The sequence below is a fragment of the Streptomyces sp. WAC05374 genome, from assembly GCF_004353505.1.
Lineage (GTDB): Bacteria > Actinomycetota > Actinomycetes > Streptomycetales > Streptomycetaceae > Streptomyces.
This window is the reverse complement of the sequence record NZ_SMNQ01000015.1, coordinates 95,684-120,945: the sequence shown is the minus strand read 5'-3', so window position 1 is coordinate 120,945 and position 25,262 is coordinate 95,684. Positions and strand designations below refer to the sequence as shown.

Genomic DNA, 25,262 nt, shown 5'->3' with positions numbered 1-25,262 from the left:
CCGGCGCCGGCCACAGCCACGGTGCGGCCACAGCCACGGTGCGGCCACTGCCACGGCCCGGGTCTCCCTCAGGAGGCCCGGGCTTCGTCGTAGGCGCTCCGTGCCCGCTGCACGGCGTCCACGTGGCGTTCGGTCCACCGGGCGAGGGACCAGACCTGTTCGGCGGCCTCCCTGCCGAGCGGGGTGAGCGAATAGTCGACGCGGGGCGGGATCACGGGCTTGGCGTCGCGGTGGACGAAGCCGTCCCGTTCCAGGGTCTGGAGCGTCTGGGCGAGCATCTTCTCGCTGACGCCGCCGATGGAGCGGCGCAGCTCGCTGAACCGGTAGGAGCGTTCGAGCAGCGCGGCGAGGACGAGCACGCCCCAGCGGCTGGTGACGTGCTCCAGGACGAGGCGTGAGGGGCACATCGCGTCGTTGACGTCGGCCATCGGCGGGCCGGGGTTACTTACGCACACACCAGTACCTTACTTCAAAGTGGGTACTTTCTAAAAGTTAGCGCACTCCGTAGGTTGGTGCTCCGGAACCACGACCCCTCGGAAAGGCACGTCCCATGAGCATCGTCATCACCGGAGCCACCGGCCACCTCGGCCGCCTCGTCGTCGAGGCCCTGCTGGCCGACGGCGTCCCGGCGCACGGCATCGCCGCCGTCGTACGGGACAAGGAGAAGGCCGCGGACCTCGCGGAGCGAGGCGTCGAGCTGCGCGTGGCCGACTACGACCACCCCGAGACGCTGGCCGGTGCCTTCGAGGCGGGAGACCGGGTGCTGCTCGTCTCCGGCAACGAGGTGGGGCGGCGCGTGGCGCAGCACACCGCCGTGATCGCGGCGGCCAAGGCGGCGGGCGTGGCGCAGTTGGCGTACACCGGCATCCTCGGCGGACCGGACGCCGACTTCGACCTGGCCGACGAGCACCGGGCGACCGAGCGGCTGATCCTCGACTCCGGCCTGCCGTACACGCTGCTGCGCAACGGCTGGTACACCGAGAACTACACCGACCACCTCGCCCCGGTCCTGGAGCACGGCGCCGTCGTCGCCAACGCGGGCGACGGCCGGGTCGCCTCCGCGGCCCGCGCCGACTACGCGGCCGCGGCCGCCGCCGTACTCACCCAGGACGGCCACCTGGGCACGGCGTACGAGCTGAGCGGCGACACGGCGTGGTCGTTCACCGAGTACGCGGCGGAGGTCGCCCGCCAGTCCGGCAGGCCCATCGCGTACACCGATGTGCCCGCCGAGACGCACCTGTCCATCCTCACCGGCGCGGGCGTCCCCGCGCCGTTCGCCGCGATCCTCGTCGACGTCGACAGGGCGATCGAGCGCGGGCGGCTCGCCGGGACGAGTGGCGACCTGGCCCGGCTGATCGGCCGTCCGACGACCCCGCTCGCCGACACGGTGGCGGAGGCGCTCCGGCGGCTGTGATCGATACGTCATGACCGTATCGCGGTACGGACATGACAGCCCGGCCCGCCCGGCGCTACCTTCGTCGGCAGGGCAGGCGCACAGCGGGCGACAGCGGGCGGAAAGGCGGCGGCCAGTGGCGGCGAAGACGGCGAAGAGCGGCGGCGAGCAGCGGGCGGGGCTGCTGTACGGCATGGGCGCCTACGGCATGTGGGGGCTCGTGCCCCTCTTCTGGCCGCTGCTCAAGCCGGCCGGGGCCGTCGAGATCCTGGCCCACCGCATGGTCTGGTCCCTGGTCGTCGTCGGTGCCGCGCTGCTCGTGCTGCGCCGCTGGGGCTGGGTGGGCGAGCTGCTCCGGCAGCCACGCAAGCTCGGCCTGATCGCGCTCGCCGCCACGGTGATCACCGTCAACTGGGGCCTGTACATCTGGTCCGTCAACTCCGGCCATGTGGTGGAGGCGTCCCTCGGCTACTTCATCAACCCGCTGGTCACCATCGCCATGGGCGTCCTGCTGCTCCAGGAGCGGCTGCGGCCCGCGCAGTGGGTGGCTGTCGGCACCGGTTTCGCCGCGGTGGTGGTCCTGGCGGTCGGGTACGGGCGGCCGCCGTGGATCTCCCTGGTCCTGGCCTTCTCCTTCGCCACGTATGGCCTGGTGAAGAAGAAGGTCAACATCGGGGGTGTGGAGTCGCTGGCGGCGGAGACGGCCGTGCAGTTCCTTCCGGCGCTGGCCTACCTGCTCTGGCTGGGCGCGCAGGGCTCCGGCCACTTCGGTACGTCGGGCGCGGGGCACGCGGCGCTCCTCGCCGCGACGGGCGTGGTCACCGCCGTGCCGCTGGTGTGCTTCGGCGCGGCGGCGATACGGGTGCCGCTGTCCACACTGGGACTGCTGCAGTACCTGGCACCGGTGTTCCAGTTCCTGCTCGGTGTCGTCTACTTCCACGAGGCGATGCCGCCCGAGCGGTGGGCGGGCTTCTCGCTGGTCTGGCTCGCGCTGATGGTCCTGACGTGGGACGCCCTGCGAACGTCCCGCCGTACGAGGGCGAAGGCGGCGGCACTGCGCCTGGCGGCGGGCGCGGCGGCCGCCGCCGAAACGGCAGCCGTGACGGGTACGGCAGCCGCGGGCGCGGCAACCGTGGCGGGTACGGCGGACGCTCCCGGAACGTCGGCCGTGGCGGGTACGGCGGACGCTCCCGGAACGTCGGCCGTGGCGGGTACGGCAGACGCGGCGGCCGTGGGCGACGCCCCGGCGGCCCGGCGCCACAGCGTCTGACCTCGGCCGCGGCGGCGCCACCGCCCCGACCGGGCCCGCCTACCGGCCCAGTGCCTCCGTCACCCGGCGCATGACGTCCTGCCAGTGCGCACGGCGCCGCTCCCGCTCCTCCGGGCTCGCGAGGCGTTCCTGGTGGAAGCGGAGCACCGCCTTCTGCGGGCCCGCCGGCGAGACGGCGACCTGGACCGTCGTAGCGCCATAGGTGAGACGCACCCGGTCACCCGGCCGGTAGCCGCGCACCTCGCCACGGACGCCGTCGGCCGTCTCGTACGGAGCGCCCTTCTCCGTCGGCAGCCCGCCCTTCGCGGCGCCGAGCCAGAGCGCCACGCCTTCGGGGCTCGCGATGAAGTCCCAGACCACGGCGGCCGGCAGCGGCAGGGTCTTGGACACCCCGATCTCCCAGCCCGCGTCACGGGTCAGTCCTGTGGGCATCACGCTTCTCCTTCGGTCTCGGTACGGGCCCGGTGGGACCGGACCTTGTGGCGGTTGCCGCACCGTTCCATCGCGCACCAGCGGCGGCGGCCGGGGCGGGACGTGTCGACGAAGAGCAGGTAGCAGTCGTGGGCACCGCACTCGCGGATGCGGCCCGCCGCCGCGTACGGCCCGGTGAACAGGTCGATCGCGTCCCGGGCGATCGTCGAGAGCAGCCCGGCCACGCTCGCGCCGGGGGCCCATTCCCGCTGCCCGGACGCGGTCAAGCGCACGGCCAGCGGCGGTTCGGCGGCCGCCGCGTTCACCACGGCGAGGCCGGCGGCGGGCAGACCGGGCGCCCGCCCCTCCGCGTCACCTCCGGCGTGTGCGTGGGCGGCGGTGAGGGCGTGCAGGGCGTCGCGCACTTCCCGTACCGCCGCGAGGTCCCGTTCGCCGACGGGGGGCAGGGGGAGGCCGGGCGGCGCGAGACGGCTGGCCGCGACCCAGTCGAGCAGCCCGGCGGGGGTGTCGAGCACCTCGTACCGGGCGAGGGGGCCGGGACCGCCGGTGGGCAGCAGTTCCAGGCAGAGGGCGCCCGGATCGAAGCGGAACGTGCGGCCCTCCGGCGTGTGCAGGGCCAGACCTATTGCGGACTCACTCACGTAACCAATATAACTGGTTACATGATCCCACTCCACTGGAAGCTCGTGATCGACGCGGCCGACCCGCACCCCCAGGCCGACTTCTGGGCCGAGGCCCTCGGATACGTGGTCGAGGACAACAGCGCCCTCATCGACCGGCTGCTCGGTCTCGGGCACGTGACGGAGGCGGACACGGTCGAGACGCACGGCCGCCGTGCGTGGCGCGATCTGATCGCCGTCCGGCATCCGGACGATCCGTACGAGGAGGAGACGGGCATCGGTCTCGGAAGGAGGCTGCTGTTCCAGCGCGTACCGGAGCCGAAGTCCGGGAAGAACCGCCTCCACCTCGACCTGCACGCCCCGTCCGGCCGGCGGGAGGCGGAGGTGGCACGGCTGGAGGCGCTGGGCGCGACGGTGCTGCGCCAGGTCAAGGAACCGGGCGGCGAGTGGACCGTGATGGCGGACCCGGAGGGGAACGAGTTCTGCGTGCAGTAGGCGGCGCGGTCACCGCCACGCCCCGGCGCCCGGACCACGCTCTCACCGTCACGGCCCGGCACTCGATCCACCCCGTCACCGCCACGCCCCGGCGCCCGGACCACCCCGTCACCGCCACGGCCGGGCACTCGATCCACCCCGCCGCCGTCACCAGCGGGTCCAGCCGGTCCAGCGGCCCGTCCCGTATGCGGCGATGCTCAGTGATGTTCGAGGATGCCAACTCCGTGGCCATTTCACGCCCACAACGATCCGCTATGCGAACACTGGTGACCGGATTACGCCCTTGACGGTAAGTCAACATCTCGCTGAACATTCAGCACGCACATCGCACCACAAGCGCCATCCAGCTCCACCAGCTCCAACGCCCCGCGTCGACGGCGACCGGGGCGTCTCGCACGTTCCGTTCCCATCCCCGTACGGAATCCGGAGCCCCCACATGAACCACTCCGTTCACCACCGCATACCCAGACGCACCGCCGCAGTCGCCGCCCTGGCCCTCGCCGGGCTCCTGGCCACCGCCGCCCCGGCCGCCACCGCCGCCCCCGCGACCGCCGGCACGGCCACCACCGCCGCCGTCGCCGCGCCCGGCATACCGATCGCCAACGTCAAGGCGCACCTGACCCAGTTCCAGTCCATAGCCGGCGCCAACGGCGGCAACCGCGCCCACGGCCGCCCCGGCTACAAGGCGTCGATCGACTACGTGAAGGCCAAGCTGGACGCCGCCGGATTCACCACCACGGTCCAGCAGTTCACGTACAACGGCACCACCGGCTACAACCTGATCGCCGACTGGCCCGGCGGCGACACCAACCAGGTCCTCATGGCGGGCGCCCACCTCGACTCGGTCTCCTCCGGCGCCGGCATCAACGACAACGGCTCCGGCTCCGCCGCCGTACTGGAGACCGCGCTCGCCGTCTCCCGCGCCCAGCTCAAGCCCACCAAGCACCTTCGCTTCGGGTGGTGGGGCGCCGAGGAACTCGGCCTGGTCGGCTCGAAGTACTACGTCAACAACCTCCCCGCCACCGAGCGCGCGAAGGTCTCCGGCTACCTCAACTTCGACATGATCGGCTCGCCGAACCCCGGCTACTTCGTCTACGACGACGACCCGGTCATCGAGAAGACCTTCAAGGACTACTTCGCCGGACTCGGCGTCCCGACCGAGATCGAGACCGAGGGCGACGGCCGCTCCGACCACGCCTCGTTCAAGAACGTGGGCATCCCGGTCGGCGGCCTGTTCACCGGCGCGAGCCGTACGAAGACCAGCGCCCAGGCGCAGAAGTGGGGCGGCACGGCCGGCCAGGCCTTCGACCGCTGCTACCACTCCTCGTGCGACACCACGTCCAACATCAACGACACCGCCCTCGACCGCAACAGCGACGCGGTCGCGCACGCCATCTGGACCCTGTCGGCCGGTACGACCGAGCCGCCGACCGGTGACACGTACGAGAACACCGCCGACGTCGCCATCCCCGACAACGGCACCGCCGTGACGTCGACGGTGACCGTCTCGGGCCGTACGGGCAACGCGCCGGCCGCTCTCAAGGTGGGCGTCGACATCGTCCACACCTGGCGCGGCGACCTGGTCGTCGACCTGCTGGCGCCCGACGGCACGGCGTACCGTCTCAAGAACTCGAGCAGCAACGACTCGGCCGACAACGTCCAGACCACCTACACGGTCGACGCATCGAGCGAGGCCGCGAACGGCGCCTGGAAGCTGCGCGTCCAGGACGTGGCGGCCCAGGACACGGGCTACATCAACGCGTTCCGCCTCACGTTCTGAGCACCGCCCCCATGCCTGTGCCCCGCCCGGGGAGGACGACCCTCCCCGGGCGGGGCACATCCATGCCGTCCGCCGGCCACCTTCTGCCGTCCGCCGGCCACCACCTGCCGTCCGTGGACTGCTTCCTGCCGTCCGTGGACTGCTTCCTGCCGTCCGCCGGCTACTTCTTGCCGTTCGCCGCGTCGACCAGGGCCTCCGGGGTCACCGCGCCCACGTAGACCTTGCCGTCGTCGGTCAGCAGGGCGTTGACCAGGCGGCTCTTGAAGACGGTGCCCGAACCGAACGTGCCGGTCACCTTGTCGCCGAGGGCGTCCAGGAACTTCTGCGCCTCCGCCGGGGCACCCGAGGGCGCTTCGGCCGCGGAACCGGACGGAGCGCCGGACGGGATGCCACCGCCCGGGCCGGTGAACCGGGCGATGGACGTCCAGCCCTCGCCGATGACGTTCAGGCCCTCGAACTCCTCCGGAGCGCCGGGCGCCCCGCCCGGGACCTTGCCCGGTGCCTTGTCCGCGAAGCCGCCCGGGACACCGCCCGGGACCTTGCCGGGCGCCTCGGCCGGCTCCTCCGTCACCTTCACGCCCTTAGGCGGCGTGAAGTCGAACGTCGACGCGTCCGGCTTGGCGAAGTCCACCTTCGTGAACCCCGCGTCGATGGCGGCCTTGCCGCCCCCGCTCGGGGTGAGCGTGAACTTCAGCGGTACGCCGTTGTCCGCGTCCACCGCGACCTTGATCGAACCGATCGTGGAGCCGCTCTGGCGGGGCTTGATCACCAACTGGTACGCGTCGCGCCCGGCGATCCGGGCCGTACCGTCGACCGTCACCGACGTCGTGGCGTCCACGGCCTTCAGCGCCTGGTCGGCGAGGTCCTTCGGGGTGGCCGGAAGCTCCGACGGCCCGGCGGCCCCACCCTCGGCACCCTTGCCGGAACCGGAACCGGGCTCGGTCGAGTGGACGGCCTCCTTGGACGCGCCGTCGTACGCCCAGACGTCCTTGCCGTTGCGCACCAGGCTGTACTCGGCCGACGCGGCGTCAACGACGGTGAGCCGCTGCTTGTCCGGCCCGTCCGCCGCCACGCGCAGGGTGTGCGTGCCCGATGCGAGCTCCAGCAGTTTGCCGATGCCGTCTCCCTCGGCGCCCTTGCCGCCCCCGAGGTCACCGCCCAGCCCCGCGAGCGAGGGAAGCCCGAGGTCGGTCGTCACCTTCACCGTGCCGGAGAGCTGCTGAACGTCCGACGCGGCGATCTTCTCCACCAGTTGCTGTGCCGTGATCCCGGGCAGTTCGGGGTCCCCGGATGCCGCGAGCGCCGGGACGAGCCCGATCGTCGCCGCCGCCACCCCCGCCACCGCGACCGGGACCGCGTACCGCGCCGTCCTCCGGCGCCCGGCGCTGTCGTTCGGTGCCATCGGTGCCATGTGTGCCTACCTCCGTGGTCAGCGAGCCATCTGGCATCAATCTGACCAAGGCGACACCCCCGGGGGCGTCAGCCCCCGGGCTCAACTTCCGTACTGCTGAAGGATGACGCCGACCCCGAGACCCCTACGCCGAACAGGCCCCGAGCCCCTGAGCCGAGCGGACCACGAGGTCCCACGCCCCTGAGCCGAGCGGGCCACGAGGTCCCACGCGCCTGAGCCGAGCGGACCACGAGGTCCCACGCCCCTGAGCCGAGCGGACCACGAGGTCCCACGCCCCTGAGCCGAGCAGGCGGGTCACCCCGCCCGGTGCACCACCAGGTCGCACAGCTCCTCCAGCGCCGCCTTCGCGTAGCAGTCCGGCAGCGGCGCCAGGGTCGACCGGGCGTCCTGGGCGTACCGCACGGTGTCGCGCCGCGCCAGCTCCAGCGCCGGGTGGACGCGCAGCCGGCGCAGCGCCTCCGCGTGGCGCACGTCGTCCGTCAGGTCGCCGTCCAGCAGCTCGACCAGCTCCAGGTCCTCCGCCGCCCCGCCGGCGGCGGCCTGCGCGCGCAGGTGCAGCACCGGCAGGGTGGGGATGCCCTCCCGCAGGTCGGTGCCGGGGGTCTTGCCCGACTCGTGGGAGTCGGAGGCGATGTCCAGGACGTCGTCGGCGAGCTGGAAGGCGACGCCGAGCCGCTCGCCGTACTGGGTGAGGATGTCCACGACCCGCTCGTCGGCGCCCGACATCATGGCGCCGAAGCGCCCCGAGACGGCGATCAGCGAGCCGGTCTTGCCGGCGATGACGTCCAGGTAGTGCTCGACCGGGTCGCGCCCGTCGCGCGGGCCGGCCGTCTCGAGGATCTGGCCGGTGACCAGGCGTTCGAAGGCCTCCGCCTGGATGCGCACCGCCTCGGGCCCGAGGTCCGCCAGGATGTGTGAGGCGCGTGCGAAGAGAAAGTCACCCGTCAGGACGGCCACCGAGTTGCCCCAGCGGGCGTTGGCGCTGTCCACCCCCCGGCGTACGTCGGCCTCGTCCATGACGTCGTCGTGGTAGAGCGTCGCCAGATGGGTGAGCTCGACGACCACGGCGGAGGGCACCACGCCCGGGGCGTGCGGGTCGCCGAACTGCGCGGAGAGCATCACCAGCAGCGGACGGAAGCGCTTGCCCCCGGCCCGTACCAGGTGCTGCGCCGCCTCCGTGATGAACGGCACGTCGCTCTTGGTGGCATCGAGGAGCCCTGCCTCGACGGCCGCCAATCCGGTCTGGACATCGGCCTCAAGAGCCTGGTCCCGCACGCTCAGCCCGAACGGCCCGACTGCGGTCACGAGGGGATCTCCTGTCTGCTGACGATCACACGGATTGTCGATGTGTCGCTGGATTCACTCAAGTCAGCGTATCCGGTCGCCTTTCGATCACCGTGGGCGCCTTCCACCCTCCCCCGGTATGTTCGAGAACAGCTCTTACGTCCATGATCTGCCTTTTTGTCCGGGCCCGGAGGTCCCCCATGAAGATCCGCACCTCCTTCCCGTACGAGACGGTCCACGAGGACGTCCGCATTCCGCTCCCGGACGGCACGAGGCTCTACGCCCGCGTCTGGCGCCCCCTGGCCGACGAGCCCGTCCCGGCCCTGCTCGAGTACCTGCCGCACCGGCTCACCGACGGCACCGCGCCCCGCGACCGGCAGCGCCACCCCTGGTACGCCGGGCACGGCTACGCCTCGGTACGGGTGGACGTGCGCGGGTACGGCAACAGTGAGGGGCTGCCGGGCGACGCGTACCGCGAGGCCGAGCTCGCGGACGGCGTGGAGGTGATCGGCTGGCTCGCCGGGCAGCCGTGGTGCGACGGCCGGGTCGGGATGTTCGGCATCGGACGGGGCGGCTCCACGGCGCTGCGGGTCGCCGCACGCGCCCCCGGGCCGCTGCGGGCGGTCGTCGCCGTCTGCTGCGCCGACGACCGGTACGACGGCGACCTCCACTACTGGGGCGGTGCCCTCCTGGCCGCCGGGACGCACTCCCGGGCGGCCGCCATGCTCGCCTCCGCCGCACGCCCGCCGGACCCCCTGTACGTCGGTGACGCCTGGCGCCGGATGTGGGTGACGCGGCTGGAGGCGGTGGAGCCGCTCGTCCACACCTGGCTCGCCCACCCGACCCGCGACGACTACTGGCGCACGGGCGCCCTCCGCGAGGAGTACGGCTCCGTCCGGGCGGCCGTCCTCGCGGTGGGCGGCTGGCACGACCCGTACCGCGACACCGTGCTGCGGCTGGTCGAGCACCTGCCCGGCGACCGGGTCAGGGGCGTCCTCGGCCCCTGGTCGCACCAGTACCCGGACCGGGAGCCGCCGCCCGGCCCGGCGATCGGCTTCCTCCAGGAGACGCTCCGCTGGTGGGACCACCACCTCAAGGACAGGCCCACCGGCATCATGGCCGAGCCCCTCCTCCGCTCCTGGCTCGGCCCCTCGCGCCCCTCCCCCGCCGCCGGAACCAGGACTGCCCCCGGAAGCGGGACCGCACCCGCCCCCGAGACCCCCCGCGCCGCCGCGCACCGGGAGCCCGCCGGCCGCTGGGTGGGCGACGACGCCTGGCCGTCCCCGAACGTCACCCCCGTCACGTACGCCCTCCAGGGACCGCCCGTCCTGGTGCGTTCCCCGCAGCACACGGGGCTGGACGCCGGCCACCCCCTGCCCTCCGGCGGCGACGCCGACCTGCCGTCCGACCAGCGCGCCGAGGACGCCCACTCGGCCTGCTTCGACTTCCCCGTGCCGCCGGACGCCGCGCCCCTCGACATCCTGGGCCGCCCCCGCGCGACCCTGGCCCTGTCCCCCGGCGCGCCCACCGGTCAGGTCGTCGCCCGCCTCTGCGACGTCGCGCCGGACGGCACGTCCACCCTCGTCACACGCGGCGCGCTCGACCTGACGGGTGCCGGCGCCGGGGCCCGCGTGGTGGAACTGAGCGCCACCGGCCACACCTTCCCGCCCGGCCACCGCGTCCGGCTCGCCGTCTCCTCCGCGTACTGGCCCTGGATCTGGCCCCGCCCGGACGGTGCCGGTTTCACCCTCGACCCCGGCGCGTCCGCCCTGCTGCTCCCGGTGCGCCGCCCCACCACCGACACCCTCGCCTTCGAGGAGCCCGAGCAGGCCGAGCCCCTCGGCGTCACCGTCCCCACCACGCTCGACGACACCGAGACCCGCCGCCCCGAGCGGAGGATCGTCCGCGATGTCGCCCGGGGCGCGTGGCGCCTGGAGGTGGACCCCCGGCACGAGGGCACCCGTGTCCATCCGGACGGCCTGGAGGTCACCGAGGAGGCGCTGGAGTCCTGGACGATCACCGAGCGGGACCCCCTGTCCGCCGGCGCCCGCTCCACGTGGACGGTCCGCCTGCACCGCCCCGACCTGCCCTGGAACGTCACCGTCGAGACCCGCTCCGAGATCACCTGCACCGCCACCCACTTCCTCACCTCGGACGAGGTGATCTGCAAGGACGGCACGGAACCCGTGTTCCATCACACCTGGGAGAGGCGCGTCCCCCGCACGGCAGGCTGATCTAACGTGTCCCCCACACACGTGGAAAGCGAGGCAAGCACCGATGCCCGAGCAGAGCCCGCTCGACCTGACCGAAGGCGACCCCTTCGGCCCGCACAACCTCCCGTACGGCGTCTTCACCACCGCGGACGAGCCCGGCCGCCGCCGGCTCGGCGTCCGCATCGGCGACCACGTCCTGGACGCGGGCGCGGCGGCGCACGCGCTGGGCTCGCCGTACGCGGCGCTGCTGGCCCGGCCGAGCCTGAACCCGCTGCTGGCCGCCGGCCGCACCGCCTGGCGCGACGTCCGCCGGGCGCTCACCGCCTGGGTGACGGTCCCGGCCCACCGCTCCGCCATAGAACCGCTCCTGCACCCCCTCGCCGCGGTCACGCTCCACCTGCCGTACGAGGTCGCGGACTACGTCGACTTCTACGCGTCCGAGCACCACGCCACCAACGTGGGCCGGATCTTCCGCCCGGACGGCGAGCCGCTCACGCCCAACTGGAAGCACCTGCCCATCGGCTACCACGGCCGCTCCGGCACGGTCGTCGTCTCCGGCACCGACATCACGCGCCCGTCGGGCCAGCGCAAGGCGCCCGCCGATGCCACGCCCACCTTCGGCCCGTCGGTCAAGCTGGACATCGAGGCGGAGGTCGGCTTCCTCGTCGGCACCCCCTCCGACCTCGGCCACCCCGTGCCCCTGGCCTCCTTCCAGGACCACGTCTTCGGGCTCACGCTGCTCAACGACTGGTCGGCCCGCGACATCCAGGCGTGGGAGTACGTGCCCCTCGGCCCGTTCCTGGGCAAGTCCTTCGCGACCTCGGTGTCCGCGTGGGTGACCCCGCTGGAGGCCCTGGACGCGGCCCGGGTGGCGCCGCCCGCCCGGGACTTCCCGCTGCTGCCGTACCTGGACGACAGCGCCGACGAGGAGCCCGGCGGGTTCGACCTCCACATCACCGTCCGGATCAACGGGGAGACGGTCGCCGAGCCGCCCTTCTCGGCCATGTACTGGACGGCCGCCCAGCAGCTCGCCCACATGACCGTCAACGGCGCCTCCCTGCGTACGGGCGACCTGTACGGCTCCGGCACGGTCAGCGGCCCGGAGGTCCACCAGCGCGGCTCGCTGCTGGAACTGACGTGGAACGGCCAGGAGCCGATCGAACTGTCCACCGGCAAGCGGACGTTCCTGGAGGACGGCGACGAGGTGACCCTCACCGCCTGGGCCCCGGGCCCGGACGGCACCAAGGTGGGCCTCGGCGAGGTCACCGGCCGGATCACCCCCGCGCGCTGACCCCGGACACGGGTGTGCGGCGGGGCGCGAGGCACCCCGCCGCACACACGGCCGGCCCGTACCGGCCGACGCGGACCGGCGGACGCTGATCAGCGGACACCGATCAGCGGACGAAGACCCCCGCCTGACCGGCCAGATCGAGGAAGTACTGCGGCGCCACGCCCAGGACCAGCGTGACCGCGACACCCACTCCGATCGTCGTCATCGTCAGCGGTGACGGCACGGCGACCGTCGGGCCCTCCGGCTTCGGCTCGCTGAAGAACATCAGCACGATCACCCGGATGTAGAAGAACGCGGCGATCGCCGACGAGATCACGCCGATGACCACCAGCGCCCCGGCACCGCCCTCCGCCGCCGCCTTGAAGACGGCGAACTTGCCCGCGAACCCGGAGGTCAGCGGGATACCGGCGAAGGCCAGCAGGAACACCGCGAAGACCGCCGCGACCAGGGGTGAACGCCGCCCGAGCCCCGCCCACTTGGACAGGTGCGTGGCCTCCCCGCCGGCGTCCCGCACCAGCGTGACGACGGCGAAGGCACCGACCGTCACGAACGAGTAGGCGCCCAGGTAGAACAGCACCGACGACACCCCGTCCGGCGTCGCGGCGATGACACCCGCGAGGATGAACCCGGCGTGCGCGATCGACGAATAGGCGAGCAGCCGCTTGATGTCGGTCTGCGTGATGGCGACGATCGCGCCGGCCAGCATGGTGACGATGGCGACGCCCCACATGACCGGACGCCAGTCCCAGCGCAGCCCCGGCAGCACCACGTACAGCAGCCGCAGCATCGCGCCGAACGCCGCGACCTTGGTGGCGGCCGCCATGAAGCCGGTGACCGGTGTCGGGGCTCCCTGGTAGACGTCCGGGGTCCACATGTGGAACGGCACCGCGCCGACCTTGAACAGCAGGCCCATCAGCACCATCGCGAAGCCGATGAGCAGCAGCACGTCGTTGCCCGTGGTCTCGGCGAGCGCCGGGGTGACGTCGGTGATCGACCCGTCCACCACGTCGGCGATGCGCGCGTACGACACGGAGCCCGCGTAGCCGTACAGCAGGGCGATGCCGAACAGCAGGAACGCCGAGGAGAAGGCGCCCAGCAGGAAGTACTTCACCGCGGCCTCCTGCGACATCAGCCGCTTGCGGCGGGCGACGGCGCACAGCAGGTACAGCGGGAGGGAGAAGACCTCCAGCGCGATGAAGAGGGTCAGCAGGTCGTTGGCCGCGGGGAAGACGAGCATCCCGCCGACCGCGAACAGCACGAGCGGGAAGACCTCGGTGGTGGTGAAGCCGGCCTTCACGGCGGCCTTCTCCTGGTCGCTGCCCGGCACGGCGGCGGCCTCGGCGGCGAACGAGTCGACCCGGTGCCCGTGGTGGGCGGGGTCGAGACGCCGCTCGGCGAAGGTGAACACCGCGACCAGGGAGGTCAGCAGGATGGTCCCCTGGAGGAACAGCGCGGGCCCGTCGACCGCGATGGCGCCCATGGCGGCGATGCCCGCCTTGGTGGTGGCGTGGCCGCCGGCCGCGAGGGCGACGACCGACGCGAAGGCGGCGGCCAGGGCCACGACGGTCAGGAACACCTGGGCGTGGTAGCGGGCCCGGCGCGGGACGAACGCCTCCAGCAGGATGCCCACCACGGCGGCGCCCACCACGATCAGCGTGGGTGCCAGTTGGGCGTACTCGATGGTCGGCGCCCCGATCTTGTCGACGGCGGCCGGTTCGGCCGCTGTCGTCCACAGGCTGTGGACAGCACTCGCGTTCACTTGGCCGCCTCCACCTCGGGCCGGGGGTCCTTCTGCTGTACGTCGGACATGGTGTGCCGCACCGCCGGGTCGACGATCTCGGTGACCGGCTTCGGGTAGACGCCCAGGAAGAGCAGCAGGGCGATCAGCGGGGCGACCACCACCAGCTCACGCGCCTTGAGGTCGGGCATCGCCCGCACCTCCTCCTTCACCGGCCCGGTCATGGTCCGCTGGTAGAGAACCAGCGTGTAGAGCGCGGCGAGCACGATGCCGAAGGTCGCGATGATCCCGGCCACCGGGTACCGCGCGAACGTGCCCACCAGGACGAGGAACTCGCTGACGAACGGCGCCAGGCCGGGCAGCGACAGCGTGGCCAGACCGCCCACCAGGAACGTCCCGGCGAGCACCGGGGCCACCTTCTGCACACCGCCGTAGTCGGCGATGAGCCGCGACCCGCGCCGCGAGATGAGGAACCCGGCCACCAGCATCAGCGCGGCCGTCGAGATCCCGTGGTTGACCATGTACAGGGTGGCCCCGGACTGGCCCTGGCTGGTCATCGCGAAGATGCCCATGATGATGAAGCCGAAGTGGGAGATGGACGCGTAGGCGACCAGCCGCTTGATGTCCCGCTGGCCGACCGCGAGCAGCGCCCCGTACACGATGCTGACCAGCGCCAGCACGATGATGACGGGCGTGGCCCACTTCGACGCCTCCGGGAAGAGCTGGAGGCAGAAGCGGAGCATCGCGAAGGTGCCGACCTTGTCGACGACCGCCGTGATGAGTACCGCGACCGGCGCGGTCGCCTCGCCCATGGCGTTGGGCAGCCAGGTGTGCAGCGGCCACAGCGGGGCCTTCACCGCGAAGGCGAAGAAGAACCCGAGGAACAGCAGCCGCTCGGTGGTGGCCGCCATCTCCAGCTCGCCGCTCGCCCGCGCCTCGGCGATCTCCGTCAGGGAGAAGTTCCCGGCGACGACGTAGAGCCCGATGACGGCGGCCAGCATGATGAGCCCGCCGACCAGGTTGTAGAGCAGGAACTTGACCGCGGCGTACGACCGCTGGGCGGCCGCGTTGTCGTCCGTGCCCGTGTGGGCCCGGTCCCCGAAGCCGCCGATGAGGAAGTACATCGGGATGAGCATGGCTTCGAAGAGGATGTAGAAGAGGAAGACGTCGGTGGCCTCGAAGGAGAGGATCACCATCGCCTCGACCATCAGGATCAGGGCGAAGAAGCCCTGGGTCGGCCGCCACCGCGTGGAGTGGGTCTCCAGGGGGTCCGCGTCGTGCCAGCCGGCCAGGATGATGAAGGGGATCAGCAGCGCGGTGAGCGCGATGAGCGCCACCCCGATCCCGTCCACGCCCAGTTCGTACCGGACGCCGAAGTCCGCGATCCAGGCGTGGGACTCGACGTGCTGGTAGCGGTCGCCGCCCGGCTCGAAGCTGATGGCCACGAGCGCGGCCAGGACGAGCGTGGCCAGCGAGACGACGAGCGCCAGCCACTTGGCGGCCGTGCGGCGCGCGGCCGGGACGGCGGCGGTGAGGATCGCGCCGACGGCCGGCACGGCCGCCGTCGCGGTCAGGAGGGGGAAGCCCGCGTTCACGACGTCCGACATGGCGGTCACACTCCCCTCATCAGCAGGGTCGCGGCGATCAGCACCGCCGTACCTCCGAACATCGAGACCGCGTAGGAGCGGGCGAAGCCGTTCTGCAGCTTGCGCAGCCGGCCGGACAGTCCGCCGACCGAGGCGGCGGTGCCGTTGACCACCCCGTCGACCAGGGTGTGGTCCACGTACACCAGCGAGCGGGTGAGGTGCTCGCCGCCACGGACCAGGACGATGTGGTTGAAGTCGTCCTGGAGCAGGTCGCGCCGGGCGGCGCGGGTGAGCAGCGAGCCGCGCGGGGCGACGACCGGGACGGGCTTGCGGCCGTACTGCGCGTACGCGATGCCGGCGCCGATCAGCAGGACGACGACCGTGGAGGCGGTGACCGCCCCGGCGCTGATGGGCGGGTGCCCGTGCTCGAACTCGGTGACGGGCTTCAGCCAGTTGACGAACGCGCTGTTGAGCGAGAACAGCGCACCCGCGAAGACCGACCCGAAGGCCAGCAGGATCATCGGGATCGTCATGGACTTCGGCGACTCGTGCGGGTGGGGCATCTCGCCGGGGTGGACGTCGGCGCCGGGCTCCACGCCCGGTGCCTTGTCCGGGTCGGGGGCGGGCTGCCAGCGCTTCTCGCCGAAGAACGTCAGGAGCATCACACGGGTCATGTAGTACGCGGTGATGCCGGCGCCCAGCAGGGCGACGCCACCGAGGATCCAGCCCTCGGTGCCGCCCTTGGCGAAGGCCGCCTCGATGATCTTGTCCTTGGACCAGAAGCCGGACAGGCCCGGGAAGCCGATGATGGCGAGGTAGCCGAGGCCGAAGGTGACGAAGGTGACCGGCATGTACTTCCGGAGTCCCCCGTACTTGCGCATGTCGACCTCGTCGTTCATGCCGTGCATGACCGAGCCCGCGCCGAGGAACAGCCCGGCCTTGAAGAAGCCGTGCGTCACCAGGTGCATGATGGCGAAGGCGTATCCGATCGGGCCGAGCCCGGCCGCCAGGATCATGTAACCGATCTGCGACATCGTCGAACCGGCCAGCGCCTTCTTGATGTCGTCCTTGGCGCAACCGACGATCGCACCGAACAGGAGCGTGACCGCGCCGACCACCACGACCGCCAACTGGGCGTCCGGGGCGGCGTTGAAGATGGCACCCGACCTGGTGATCAGGTAGACGCCGGCGGTCACCATCGTGGCCGCGTGGATCAGGGCCGAGACCGGGGTCGGGCCCTCCATCGCGTCACCCAGCCAGGACTGGAGCGGCACCTGCGCGGACTTGCCGCACGCCGCGAGCAGCAGCATCAGGCCGATGGCCGTCAGCATCCCCTCGGAGGTCTCCCCCGTGGCCGCGAGCACCGGGCCGAAGGTGAACGTCCCGAAGGTCGTGAACATCAGCATGATGGCGATGGACAGGCCCATGTCGCCGACCCTGTTGACCAGGAAGGCCTTCTTCGCGGCGGTGGCCGCGCTGGGCTTGTGCTGCCAGAAGCCGATCAGGAGGTACGAGGCGAGGCCGACGCCCTCCCAGCCGAAGTACAGCAGCAGGTAGTTGTCGGCGAGGACCAGCAGCAGCATCGCCGCGAGGAACAGGTTCAGATAGCCGAAGAAGCGGCGCCTGCGCTCGTCGTGCTCCATGTACCCGATCGAGTACACGTGGATGAGCGTGCCGACACCGGTGATGAGCAGGACGAAGGTCATCGACAACTGGTCGAGCTGGAAGGCGATGTCCGCCCGGAAGCTCTCCACCGGCACCCAGGCGAACAGGTGCTGGTGCAGCGCCCGGTCCTCGGCGCCGCGGCCCAGCATGTCGAAGAAGAGCACCGCCCCGATGACGAAGGAGGCGGCGGCGAGCAGGGTGCCGAGCCAGTGCCCGGCCCGGTCCAGCCGCCGGCCGCCGCACAGCAGGACGGCCGCTCCCAGCAGAGGCGCCGCGACGAGCAGCGCGATCAGATTCTCCACGATTCAGCCCCTCACAGCTTCATCAGGCTGGCGTCGTCGACCGAGGCCGAGTGGCGGGAACGGAACAGCGACACGATGATCGCGAGCCCGACCACGACCTCCGCGGCGGCGACGACCATCGTGAAGAAGGCGATGATCTGGCCGTCGAGATTGCCGTGCAGACGGGAGAAGGCGACGAACGCGAGGTTGCAGGCGTTGAGCATCAGCTCGACGCACATGAACACGACGATCGCGTTCCGCCGGATCAGCACCCCGGCCGCGCCGATGGTGAACAACAGGGCGGCCAGGTACAGGTAATTGACCGGATTCACTGCGCGTTCTCCTCCTCGCGGTCCTGGGGCCGGGACGCCTGCGGCTTCGAGGGGCCGCGCCCGAGGCGCTCCTCCGCGCGCTGCTCCAGCGCCTTGAGGTCCTCCAGCGCCTGCCGGGACACGTCACGGATCTGGCCGCGCGCCCGCAGCGTCCGGCTGACGGTCAGCTCGGACGGGGTGCCGTCGGGCAGCAGGCCGGCGATGTCCACCGCGTTGTGCCGGGCGTAGACGCCGGGGGCGGGCAGCGGCGGCAGGTGCTTGCCCTCCCGCACGCGCTGCTCGGACAGCTCCCGCTGGGTACGGGCCCGCTCGGTGCGCTCCCGGTGCGTCAGCACCATCGCCCCGACGGCGGCGGTGATCAGCAGCGCGCCGGTGATCTCGAAGGCGAAGACGTAGGTGGTGAAGATCAGCGCCGCGAGGCCCTCCACATTGCCCCCGGCGTTCGCCGTGCCGAGGCCCTCGAAGGTGCTCAGCGAGGCCCTGCCGATCCCGGCGACGAGGAGGATGCCGAAGCCCAGGCCGCAGGCGGCGGCCATCCAGCGCTGGCCCTTGAGGGTCTCCTTCAGCGAGTCGGCGGCGGTCACGCCGACGAGCATCACCACGAAGAGGAAGAGCATCATGATGGCGCCGGTGTAGACGATGATCTGCACGACGCCCAGGAAGTACGCCCCGTTGGCGAGGTAGAAGACCGCCAGGATGATCATGGTCCCGGCGAGGCTGAGCGCGCTGTGCACGGCCTTCTTCATCAGGATCGTGCCCAGCGCGCCGACGACGGCGATGGTGCCGAGCACCCAGAACTGCACGGCCTCACCGGTGGAGGCCGCGGCGGCGAGTGCGCTCATGCGCCGATCACCTTCCTCGAGGCGGGCTCGTCCTCGCCGACGTCGGACGCGCCCTCCTGGGGCTTCTCGTCGCCCTCGCCGGCCGCCGCCTGGCGGACCGTGCCCGGCGCGGCCTCGGTGACCAGCCCCCGGTAGTAGTCCTGCTCGGTCATGCCGGGGAAGATGGCGTGCGGACTGTCGACCATGCCCTCCTCCAGGCCCGCGAGGAGCTGCTCCTTGGTGTAGATGAGGTTCTCGCGGGAGCTGTCGGCCAGTTCGAACTCGTTCGTCATCGTCAGCGCCCGGGTGGGGCACGCCTCGATGCACAGGCCGCACAGGATGCAGCGGGCGTAGTTGATCTGGTAGACGCGGCCGTACCGCTCGCCGGGCGAGTAGCGCTCCTCGTCCGTGTTGTCCGCGCCCTCCACGTAGATGGCGTCGGCCGGGCAGGCCCAGGCGCACAGCTCGCAGCCGACGCACTTCTCCAGACCGTCCGGGTGGCGGTTGAGCTGGTGCCGCCCGTGGAAGCGCGGCGCCGTCGTCTTCTGCTGCTCCGGGTACTGCTCGGTCAGCCGCTTCTTGAACATGGCCTTGAAGGTCACGCCGAAGCCGGCGACCGGATTCTGGAAGTTGCTCTCAGACACCGTCAGCCTCCTTTCCCTCACTCACAGTGTCGGACCCACCACTGACAATCAGCTCGCGCTCCGAGCGCGACCGTCGGCGGGGCACCGGCGGCAGGGTCTGGCCGGGCAGCGGCGGTACGGGGAATCCGCCGGCCATGGGGTCGAATCCGGCGGGCGGCGGCTCCGCCCGCGCCTCCTGCTTGGCCTTCTTGTCGCGGAAGACGTCGATGACGAAGGACAGCAGCAGGACCGCGATGACCGCGCCGGCGACGTACAGCACGATCTGCTGGAAGTCGTAGTTCTCGTTGCGCAGCGCCCGGACGGTCGCCACCAGCATCAGCCACACGACCGAGACGGGGATGAGGACCTTCCAGCCGAGCTTCATGAGCTGGTCGTAGCGGACGCGGGGCAGCGTGCCACGCAGCCAGATGAAGAAGAACAGCAGGAGCTGCACCTTGAGGACGAACCAGAGCATCGGCCACCAGCCGTGGTTCGCGCCCTCCCAGAAGGTGGAGACCGGGTACGGGGCGCGCCAGCCGCCCAGGAAGAGCGTGACCGACACCGCCGAGACGGTCACCATGTTCACGTACTCGGCGAGCATGAACATCGCGAACTTGATGGAGCTGTACTCGGTGTTGAAGCCGCCGACCAGGTCGCCCTCGGACTCGGGCATGTCGAACGGGGCGCGGTTGGTCTCCCCGACCATCGTGACGACGTAGATGATGAACGAGACGGGCAGCAGGATGATGTACCAGCGGTCCGCCTGCGCCTCGACGATCGCCGAGGTCGACATCGACCCGGAGTAGAGGAAGACGGACGCGAAGGCGGCGCCCATCGCGATCTCGTAGCTGATCATCTGCGCGCACGAGCGCAGGCCGCCGAGGAGCGGGTACGTCGAGCCGGACGACCAGCCGGCCAGCACGATGCCGTAGATGCCGACGGAGGCGACGGCGAGGATGTAGAGCATCGCGATGGGCAGGTCGGTGAGCTGCATCGTGGTGCGCTGCCCGAAGATCGACACCTCGTTGCCGGCCGGGCCGAAGGGGATCACCGCGATGGCCATGAAGGCCGGGATGGCGGCGACGATCGGAGCGAGGATGTAGACGACCTTGTCGGCCCGTTTGACGACCACGTCCTCCTTCAGCATCAGCTTGACGCCGTCCGCGAGGGATTGGAGGAGGCCCCAGGGGCCGTGCCGGTTGGGGCCGATGCGGAGCTGCATCCAGGCGACGACCTTGCGCTCCCACACGATGGAGAAGAGCACGGTGACCATCAGGAAGGCGAAGCAGAAGACCGCCTTGATCACCACGAGCCACCAGGGGTCGCGGCCGAACATGGACAGGTCTTCCGCTGCCAGGGTGTACGGGATCATGCCTCCACCTCCGTGGCGGCCGCGGAGTCAGGGGCCGCCGCAGCGAGGCGGACCAGCCGGCCGGGGACGGCGCCCGTGGCGGACAGGGCGCCGCCCGGGGTCGAGTTGAGCGGAAGCCAGACCACCCGGTCCGGCATGTCGGTGACCTTCAGGGGCAGTTCGACGGAGCCCGCCGGGCCGGTCACCGCCAGGACGTCGCCGTCCTTGACGCCGGTCTCCGCCGCCGTGGCCGCCGACAGGCGGGCCACCGACGCGTGGCGGGTGCCCGCCAGGGCCTCGTCGCCCTCCTGGAGGACGCCCAGGTCCAGCAGCATCCGGTGGCCGGCCAGGACGGCCTCGCCCTCGCCCGCGCGGGGCAGCGGAACCGCGGACTCCACCGGGTCGCCCGCCCGCGTCCCGTCCCACGCCCCGAGCCGGTCCAGCTCGCGGCGTACGGCGTGCACGTCCGGCAGTGCGAAGTGCACGTCCATCGTGTCGGCGAGCATGTGCAGCACCCGGGCGTCCGCCGGGGCGAGGGTGCGGGTCATGTGCTCCGGCTTCAGCGCGGCCTCGAACATCCGCGCCCTGCCCTCCCAGTTGAGGAAGGTGCCGGGCTTCTCGGCCACCGCGGCGACGGGCAGGACGACGTCCGCCCGGTCGGTCACCTCTCCGGGCCGCAGCTCCAGGGAGACGACGAACGCCGCGTCCAGCGCCTCACGCGCGCGTGCCGGGTCCGGCAGGTCGGCGACCTCCACGCCCGCCACGAGCAGGGCGCCCAGCTCGCCGGTGGCCGCGGCCTCCACGATCTGGCCCGTGTCGCGCCCGTACCGGTGCGGCAGCTCGCGTACGCCCCAGGCGGCGGCGACCTCGTCACGCGCGCGGGGATCGGTCGCGGGCCGCCCGCCCGGCAGCAGCGACGGGATCGCGCCCGCCCACACCGCGCCGCGCTCTCCGGCCCGGCGCGGGATCCACACCAGTTCCGCCCCCGTCGCCGCCGCGGCGCGCACGGCCGCGGTCAGCGCGCCCGGCACTCCCGCCAGCCGCTCACCGGCCACGATGACCGCGCCGGGCTCCCGCAGCGCCCGGGAGGCGGCGGTGCCGTCCGCGTCCAGCCCCGTGCCGGAGGCCAGCGCGTCCAGCCACTCGGGCTCGGTGCCGGGCGCGGCCGGAAGCAGCGTGCCGCCCGCCTTCGCAAGGCCCCGGGTCGCGAACGACGCCAGCGCGTACGTCCGCTGCCCCTTCTTGCGCCACGCCTTGCGCAGCCGCAGGAAGACGCCCGGCGCCTCCTCCTCCGCCTCCAGACCGACGAGCAGCACCGCCGGGGCCTTCTCCAGGGAGGTGTACGTGACCCCTCGCCCGTCCAGATCCCTGCCGCGTCCGGCGACCCGGGCGGCGAGGAAGTCGGCCTCCTCGCTGCTGTGCACGCGCGCGCGGAAGTCGATGTCGTTGGTGTCGAGCGCGACCCGGGCGAACTTGGCGTACGCGTACGCGTCCTCCACGGTCAGCCGCCCGCCGGTCAGGACGCCGGTGCGCCCCCGGACCAGGCCGCGCGCCGCCGCCTCCAGGGCCTCCGGCCAGGACGCCGGCTCCAGCTCACCCGTCTCCGCGCTGCGCACCAGCGGTGTCGTGAGCCGGTCCCGCTGTTGCGCGTACCGGAACGCGAACCGCCCCTTGTCGCAGATCCACTCCTCGTTGACCTCCGGGTCGTTGGCGGCGAGCCGCCGCATGACCTTGCCGCGCCGGTGGTCGGTGCGGGTGGCACAGCCGCCGGCGCAGTGCTCGCAGACGCTCGGCGAGGAGACCAGGTCGAAGGGGCGGGAGCGGAACCGGTACGCCGCCGAGGTCAGCGCGCCGACGGGGCAGATCTGGATGGTGTTGCCGGAGAAGTACGACTCGAAGGGGTCGCCCTCGCCGGTGCCGACCTGCTGGAGCGCGCCGCGCTCGATCAGCTCGATCATCGGGTCGCCGGCGACCTGGTTGGAGAACCGGGTGCAGCGGGCGCACAGCACGCACCGCTCGCGGTCGAGCAGCACCTGCGTGGAGATCGGCACGGGCTTCTCGTAGGTCCGCTTCCTGCCCTCGAAGCGGGACTCGGCCTGTCCGTGCGACATGGCCTGGTTCTGCAGCGGGCACTCGCCGCCCTTGTCGCAGACCGGGCAGTCCAGCGGGTGGTTGATGAGCAGCAGCTCCATCACCCCCACCTGGGCCTTCTCCGCGACGGGCGAGGTGAGCTGGGACTTGACGACCATGCCGTCGGTGCAGGTGATGGTGCACGACGCCATCGGCTTGCGCTGGCCCTCCACCTCGACGATGCACTGCCGGCAGGCGCCGGCCGGGTCGAGGAGGGGGTGGTCGCAGAACCGGGGGATCTCGATGCCGAGCTGTTCGGCGGCGCGGATGACCAGGGTCCCCTTGGGGACGGAGATCTCGATCCCGTCGATGGTCAGGGTGACCAGGTCCTCGGGTGGGACGGCCGCGCTGCCGCCCCCGGCGGGGCCGGATGCCATGACGGTCACGCCGTCACCTCCACGTGGTTGTCCGCCCAGGCGGTCGACTTGGCCGGGTCGAAGGGGCAGCCCTTGCCCGTGATGTGCTGCTCGTACTCCCCGCGGAAGTACTTCAGCGACGAGAAGATCGGCGAGGCGGCGCCGTCACCGAGGGCGCAGAACGACTTGCCGTTGATGTTGTCGGCGATGTCGTTCAGCTTGTCGAGGTCGCTCATGACGCCCTTGCCGGCCTCGATGTCGCGGAGCAACTGCACCAGCCAGTAGGTGCCCTCGCGGCAGGGCGTGCACTTGCCGCAGGACTCGTGGGCGTAGAACTCGGTCCACCGGGTGACCGCCCGCACCACGCACGTCGTCTCGTCGAAGCACTGGAGCGCCTTGGTGCCGAGCATCGAGCCGGCCGCGCCGACGCCCTCGTAGTCGAGGGGGACGTCGAGGTGCTCGTCGGTGAACATCGGTGTGGACGAGCCGCCGGGCGTCCAGAACTTCAGCCGGTGGCCGGGGCGCATGCCGCCGCTCATGTCGAGGAGCTGGCGCAGCGTGATGCCGAGCGGTGCCTCGTACTGGCCGGGCGAGGCGACGTGGCCGCTGAGCGAGTAGAGCGTGAAGCCGGGGGACTTCTCGCTGCCCATCGACCTGAACCAGTCCTTGCCCCGGTTGAGGATCGCGGGAACCGAGGCGATCGACTCGACGTTGTTCACCACAGTGGGGCACGCGTACAGACCGGCGACCGCGGGGAAGGGGGGACGCAGCCGGGGCTGGCCACGACGGCCTTCGAGCGAGTCGAGCAGCGCGGTCTCCTCACCGCAGATGTACGCGCCCGCGCCCGCGTGCACGGTGAGTTCGAGGTCGAGTCCGCTGCCGAGGATGTTCGTGCCGAGGTAGCCCGCCGCGTACGCCTCGCGCACGGCCTCGTGCAGCCGGCGCAGGACGGGCACGACCTCACCGCGCAGGTAGATGAAGGCATGGCTGGACCGGATCGCGTAGCACGCGATCACGATCCCCTCGATGAGGGAATGCGGGTTGGCGAAGAGGAGCGGGATGTCCTTGCAGGTCCCGGGCTCCGACTCGTCGGCGTTGACAACAAGATAGTGGGGCTTGCCGTCTCCCTGGGGGATGAACTGCCACTTCATCCCGGTGGGGAAGCCCGCGCCGCCGCGGCCGCGCAGGCCGGAGTCCTTGACGTACGCGATGAGGTCGTCGGGCGTCATGGCGAGGGCCTTCTTCAGCCCCTCGTACCCCTCGTGCCGCTTGTAGGTCTCCAGTGTCCAGGAGTTCGGCTGGTCCCAGAACGCCGACAGGACCGGTGCGAGCAGCTTCTCGGGGCTGGTCATCTCGGGTGCCAACGTCATCACTCCCCCTCCTCGGTGACCGGGCCGGACGGGTGCTGCGGGTCGGAGGCCGAGGTCGCTTGCGGTGCGTCGTGCGAGCTGAGGTGCTCCGAGCCGGGCATGGACCGGTCCTCGGCGGGCTCACCGCGCGGGTGGACCACGCGTGCGCCGGGCACGGCCTCGCCCTTGGCGAGCTTCAGGCCGACCAGCGAGGCGGGTCCCGCGCCGCCGGTGGCCTCGACCGCGCCGGGGCGCTCGTCCGGGAAGCCCGCGAGGATGCGGGCGGTCTCCTTGTAGGTGCACAGGGGCGCGCCGCGCGTCGGTGCGACGGGGCGGCCCGCGCGAAGGTCGTCCACGAGCCGCTTGGCGGACTCGGGCGTCTGGTTGTCGAAGAACTCCCAGTTGACCATCACCACGGGCGCGAAGTCGCAGGCCGCGTTGCACTCGATGTGCTCGAGGGTGACCTTGCCGTCCGGGGTCGTCTCGTCGTTGCCGACGCCGAGGTGCTCCTGGAGCTCCGCGAAGATGGCGTCGCCGCCCATGACCGCGCACAGGGTGTTGGTGCAGACCCCGACCTGGTAGTCGCCGCTGGGCTTGCGCCGGTACATGGTGTAGAAGGTCGCGACGGCGGTGACCTCGGCGGTGGTCAGGTCCAGCATCTCCGCGCAGAACCGCATGCCGGTCCGGGTCACGTACCCCTCCTCCGACTGCACCAGGTGCAGCAGCGGCAGCAGCGCGGACCGGCTGTCGGGGTAGCGGGCGATGACCTCCCTGGCGTCCGCTTCCAGCCGGGCCCGCACATCGGCGGGGTAGTCGGGGGCGGGGAGCTGCGGCATCCCCA

The 25,262-nt window shown here is 71.8% G+C and carries 21 protein-coding genes; 6 read left to right on the top strand and 15 right to left on the bottom strand.

Annotated features, from left to right (window positions below; all coding sequences use genetic code 11):
- Positions 1-68 precede the first annotated feature (68 nt).
- A complete protein-coding gene (locus E2B92_RS24950; protein WP_126887352.1) occupies positions 69-428 on the bottom strand; it encodes a winged helix-turn-helix transcriptional regulator in 360 nt (119 codons plus the stop codon).
- Between the two features lie 122 nt (positions 429-550).
- Between E2B92_RS24950 and E2B92_RS24945 the strand changes: the two genes are divergently transcribed.
- Positions 551-1,414 (top strand): SDR family oxidoreductase, encoded by an 864-nt coding sequence (locus E2B92_RS24945; RefSeq protein ID WP_126887353.1) that lies wholly within the window; start codon positions 551-553, stop codon positions 1,412-1,414.
- Between the two features lie 172 nt (positions 1,415-1,586).
- Positions 1,587-2,663 carry an EamA family transporter RarD gene (rarD, locus tag E2B92_RS24940; protein WP_235023966.1) on the top strand — a complete coding sequence of 359 codons (1,077 nt, stop codon included), beginning with the start codon at positions 1,587-1,589 and terminating at the stop codon, positions 2,661-2,663.
- A gap of 39 nt (positions 2,664-2,702) precedes the next feature.
- Here rarD and E2B92_RS24935 read toward each other — a convergent pair whose 3' ends face one another.
- On the bottom strand, positions 2,703-3,095 hold the full coding sequence (locus E2B92_RS24935; protein WP_126887355.1) for an SRPBCC domain-containing protein: 393 nt from the start codon (positions 3,093-3,095) through the stop codon (positions 2,703-2,705).
- Positions 3,095-3,736 carry a CGNR zinc finger domain-containing protein gene (locus tag E2B92_RS24930; RefSeq protein ID WP_126887356.1) on the bottom strand — a complete coding sequence of 214 codons (642 nt, stop codon included), beginning with the start codon at positions 3,734-3,736 and terminating at the stop codon, positions 3,095-3,097. The genes E2B92_RS24935 and E2B92_RS24930 overlap by 1 nt, the downstream gene beginning before the upstream one ends.
- Positions 3,737-3,757: 21 nt before the next feature.
- Between E2B92_RS24930 and E2B92_RS24925 the strand changes: the two genes are divergently transcribed.
- Positions 3,758-4,210, top strand: coding sequence for a VOC family protein (locus tag E2B92_RS24925; RefSeq protein ID WP_126887357.1), 453 nt, complete (start codon positions 3,758-3,760; stop codon positions 4,208-4,210).
- A 436-nt stretch (positions 4,211-4,646) separates the two neighbouring features.
- On the top strand, positions 4,647-5,990 hold the full coding sequence (locus E2B92_RS24920; RefSeq protein ID WP_126887358.1) for a M28 family metallopeptidase: 1,344 nt from the start codon (positions 4,647-4,649) through the stop codon (positions 5,988-5,990).
- A 160-nt stretch (positions 5,991-6,150) separates the two neighbouring features.
- Here E2B92_RS24920 and E2B92_RS24915 read toward each other — a convergent pair whose 3' ends face one another.
- Together E2B92_RS24915 and E2B92_RS24910 are read right to left on the bottom strand one after the other, a co-directional pair.
- Entirely contained in the window at positions 6,151-7,392 is a 1,242-nt protein-coding gene (locus tag E2B92_RS24915; protein WP_126887362.1) for a LolA family protein, read from the bottom strand.
- Between the two features lie 303 nt (positions 7,393-7,695).
- Positions 7,696-8,706, bottom strand: a complete 1,011-nt coding sequence (locus E2B92_RS24910) for a polyprenyl synthetase family protein (RefSeq protein WP_126887359.1) — start codon at positions 8,704-8,706, stop codon at positions 7,696-7,698.
- Between the two features lie 179 nt (positions 8,707-8,885).
- Between E2B92_RS24910 and E2B92_RS24905 the strand changes: the two genes are divergently transcribed.
- Entirely contained in the window at positions 8,886-10,919 is a 2,034-nt protein-coding gene (locus E2B92_RS24905) for a CocE/NonD family hydrolase (protein ID WP_133087694.1), read from the top strand.
- Between the two features lie 43 nt (positions 10,920-10,962).
- Positions 10,963-12,189, top strand: coding sequence for a fumarylacetoacetase (gene fahA, locus E2B92_RS24900; RefSeq protein WP_126885596.1), 1,227 nt, complete (start codon positions 10,963-10,965; stop codon positions 12,187-12,189).
- 103 nt (positions 12,190-12,292) lie between these two features.
- Here the strand turns inward: fahA and nuoN are convergent, their stop codons facing one another.
- Genes nuoN through nuoE form a run of 10 tightly spaced genes read right to left on the bottom strand, consistent with a single transcriptional unit; the run spans position 12,293 to position 25,257 of the window.
- The gene (nuoN, locus tag E2B92_RS24895) at positions 12,293-13,948 is read right to left on the bottom strand and encodes an NADH-quinone oxidoreductase subunit NuoN (RefSeq protein WP_126885595.1); all 1,656 of its coding nucleotides are present in this window, start codon (positions 13,946-13,948) and stop codon (positions 12,293-12,295) included.
- Entirely contained in the window at positions 13,945-15,534 is a 1,590-nt protein-coding gene (locus E2B92_RS24890) for an NADH-quinone oxidoreductase subunit M (RefSeq protein WP_126885594.1), read from the bottom strand. Before E2B92_RS24890 ends, nuoN begins: the two co-directional genes overlap by 4 nt.
- Positions 15,535-15,539: 5 nt before the next feature.
- On the bottom strand, positions 15,540-17,480 hold the full coding sequence (nuoL, locus tag E2B92_RS24885; RefSeq protein ID WP_126885593.1) for an NADH-quinone oxidoreductase subunit L: 1,941 nt from the start codon (positions 17,478-17,480) through the stop codon (positions 15,540-15,542).
- 11 nt (positions 17,481-17,491) lie between these two features.
- Positions 17,492-17,791, bottom strand: a complete 300-nt coding sequence (gene nuoK / locus E2B92_RS24880) for an NADH-quinone oxidoreductase subunit NuoK (RefSeq protein WP_031077103.1) — start codon at positions 17,789-17,791, stop codon at positions 17,492-17,494.
- Positions 17,788-18,633, bottom strand: a complete 846-nt coding sequence (locus tag E2B92_RS24875; protein WP_126885592.1) for an NADH-quinone oxidoreductase subunit J — start codon at positions 18,631-18,633, stop codon at positions 17,788-17,790. The genes nuoK and E2B92_RS24875 overlap by 4 nt, the downstream gene beginning before the upstream one ends.
- Complete coding sequence (nuoI, locus tag E2B92_RS24870; RefSeq protein WP_260604352.1) at positions 18,630-19,256, bottom strand: NADH-quinone oxidoreductase subunit NuoI; 627 nt, start codon at positions 19,254-19,256, stop codon at positions 18,630-18,632. Before nuoI ends, E2B92_RS24875 begins: the two co-directional genes overlap by 4 nt.
- Positions 19,249-20,607, bottom strand: coding sequence for an NADH-quinone oxidoreductase subunit NuoH (nuoH, locus tag E2B92_RS24865; protein ID WP_126885591.1), 1,359 nt, complete (start codon positions 20,605-20,607; stop codon positions 19,249-19,251). The genes nuoI and nuoH overlap by 8 nt, the downstream gene beginning before the upstream one ends.
- Positions 20,604-23,102, bottom strand: coding sequence for an NADH-quinone oxidoreductase subunit G (locus E2B92_RS24860; RefSeq protein WP_126885590.1), 2,499 nt, complete (start codon positions 23,100-23,102; stop codon positions 20,604-20,606). Before E2B92_RS24860 ends, nuoH begins: the two co-directional genes overlap by 4 nt.
- The gene (nuoF, locus tag E2B92_RS24855) at positions 23,099-24,442 is read right to left on the bottom strand and encodes an NADH-quinone oxidoreductase subunit NuoF (protein WP_126885589.1); all 1,344 of its coding nucleotides are present in this window, start codon (positions 24,440-24,442) and stop codon (positions 23,099-23,101) included. The genes E2B92_RS24860 and nuoF overlap by 4 nt, the downstream gene beginning before the upstream one ends.
- Positions 24,442-25,257: an NADH-quinone oxidoreductase subunit NuoE gene (gene nuoE, locus E2B92_RS24850; RefSeq protein ID WP_126885597.1), complete on the bottom strand. Its 816-nt coding sequence runs from the start codon at positions 25,255-25,257 to the stop codon at positions 24,442-24,444. The genes nuoF and nuoE overlap by 1 nt, the downstream gene beginning before the upstream one ends.
- Between the last annotated feature and the right edge of the window lie 5 nt (positions 25,258-25,262).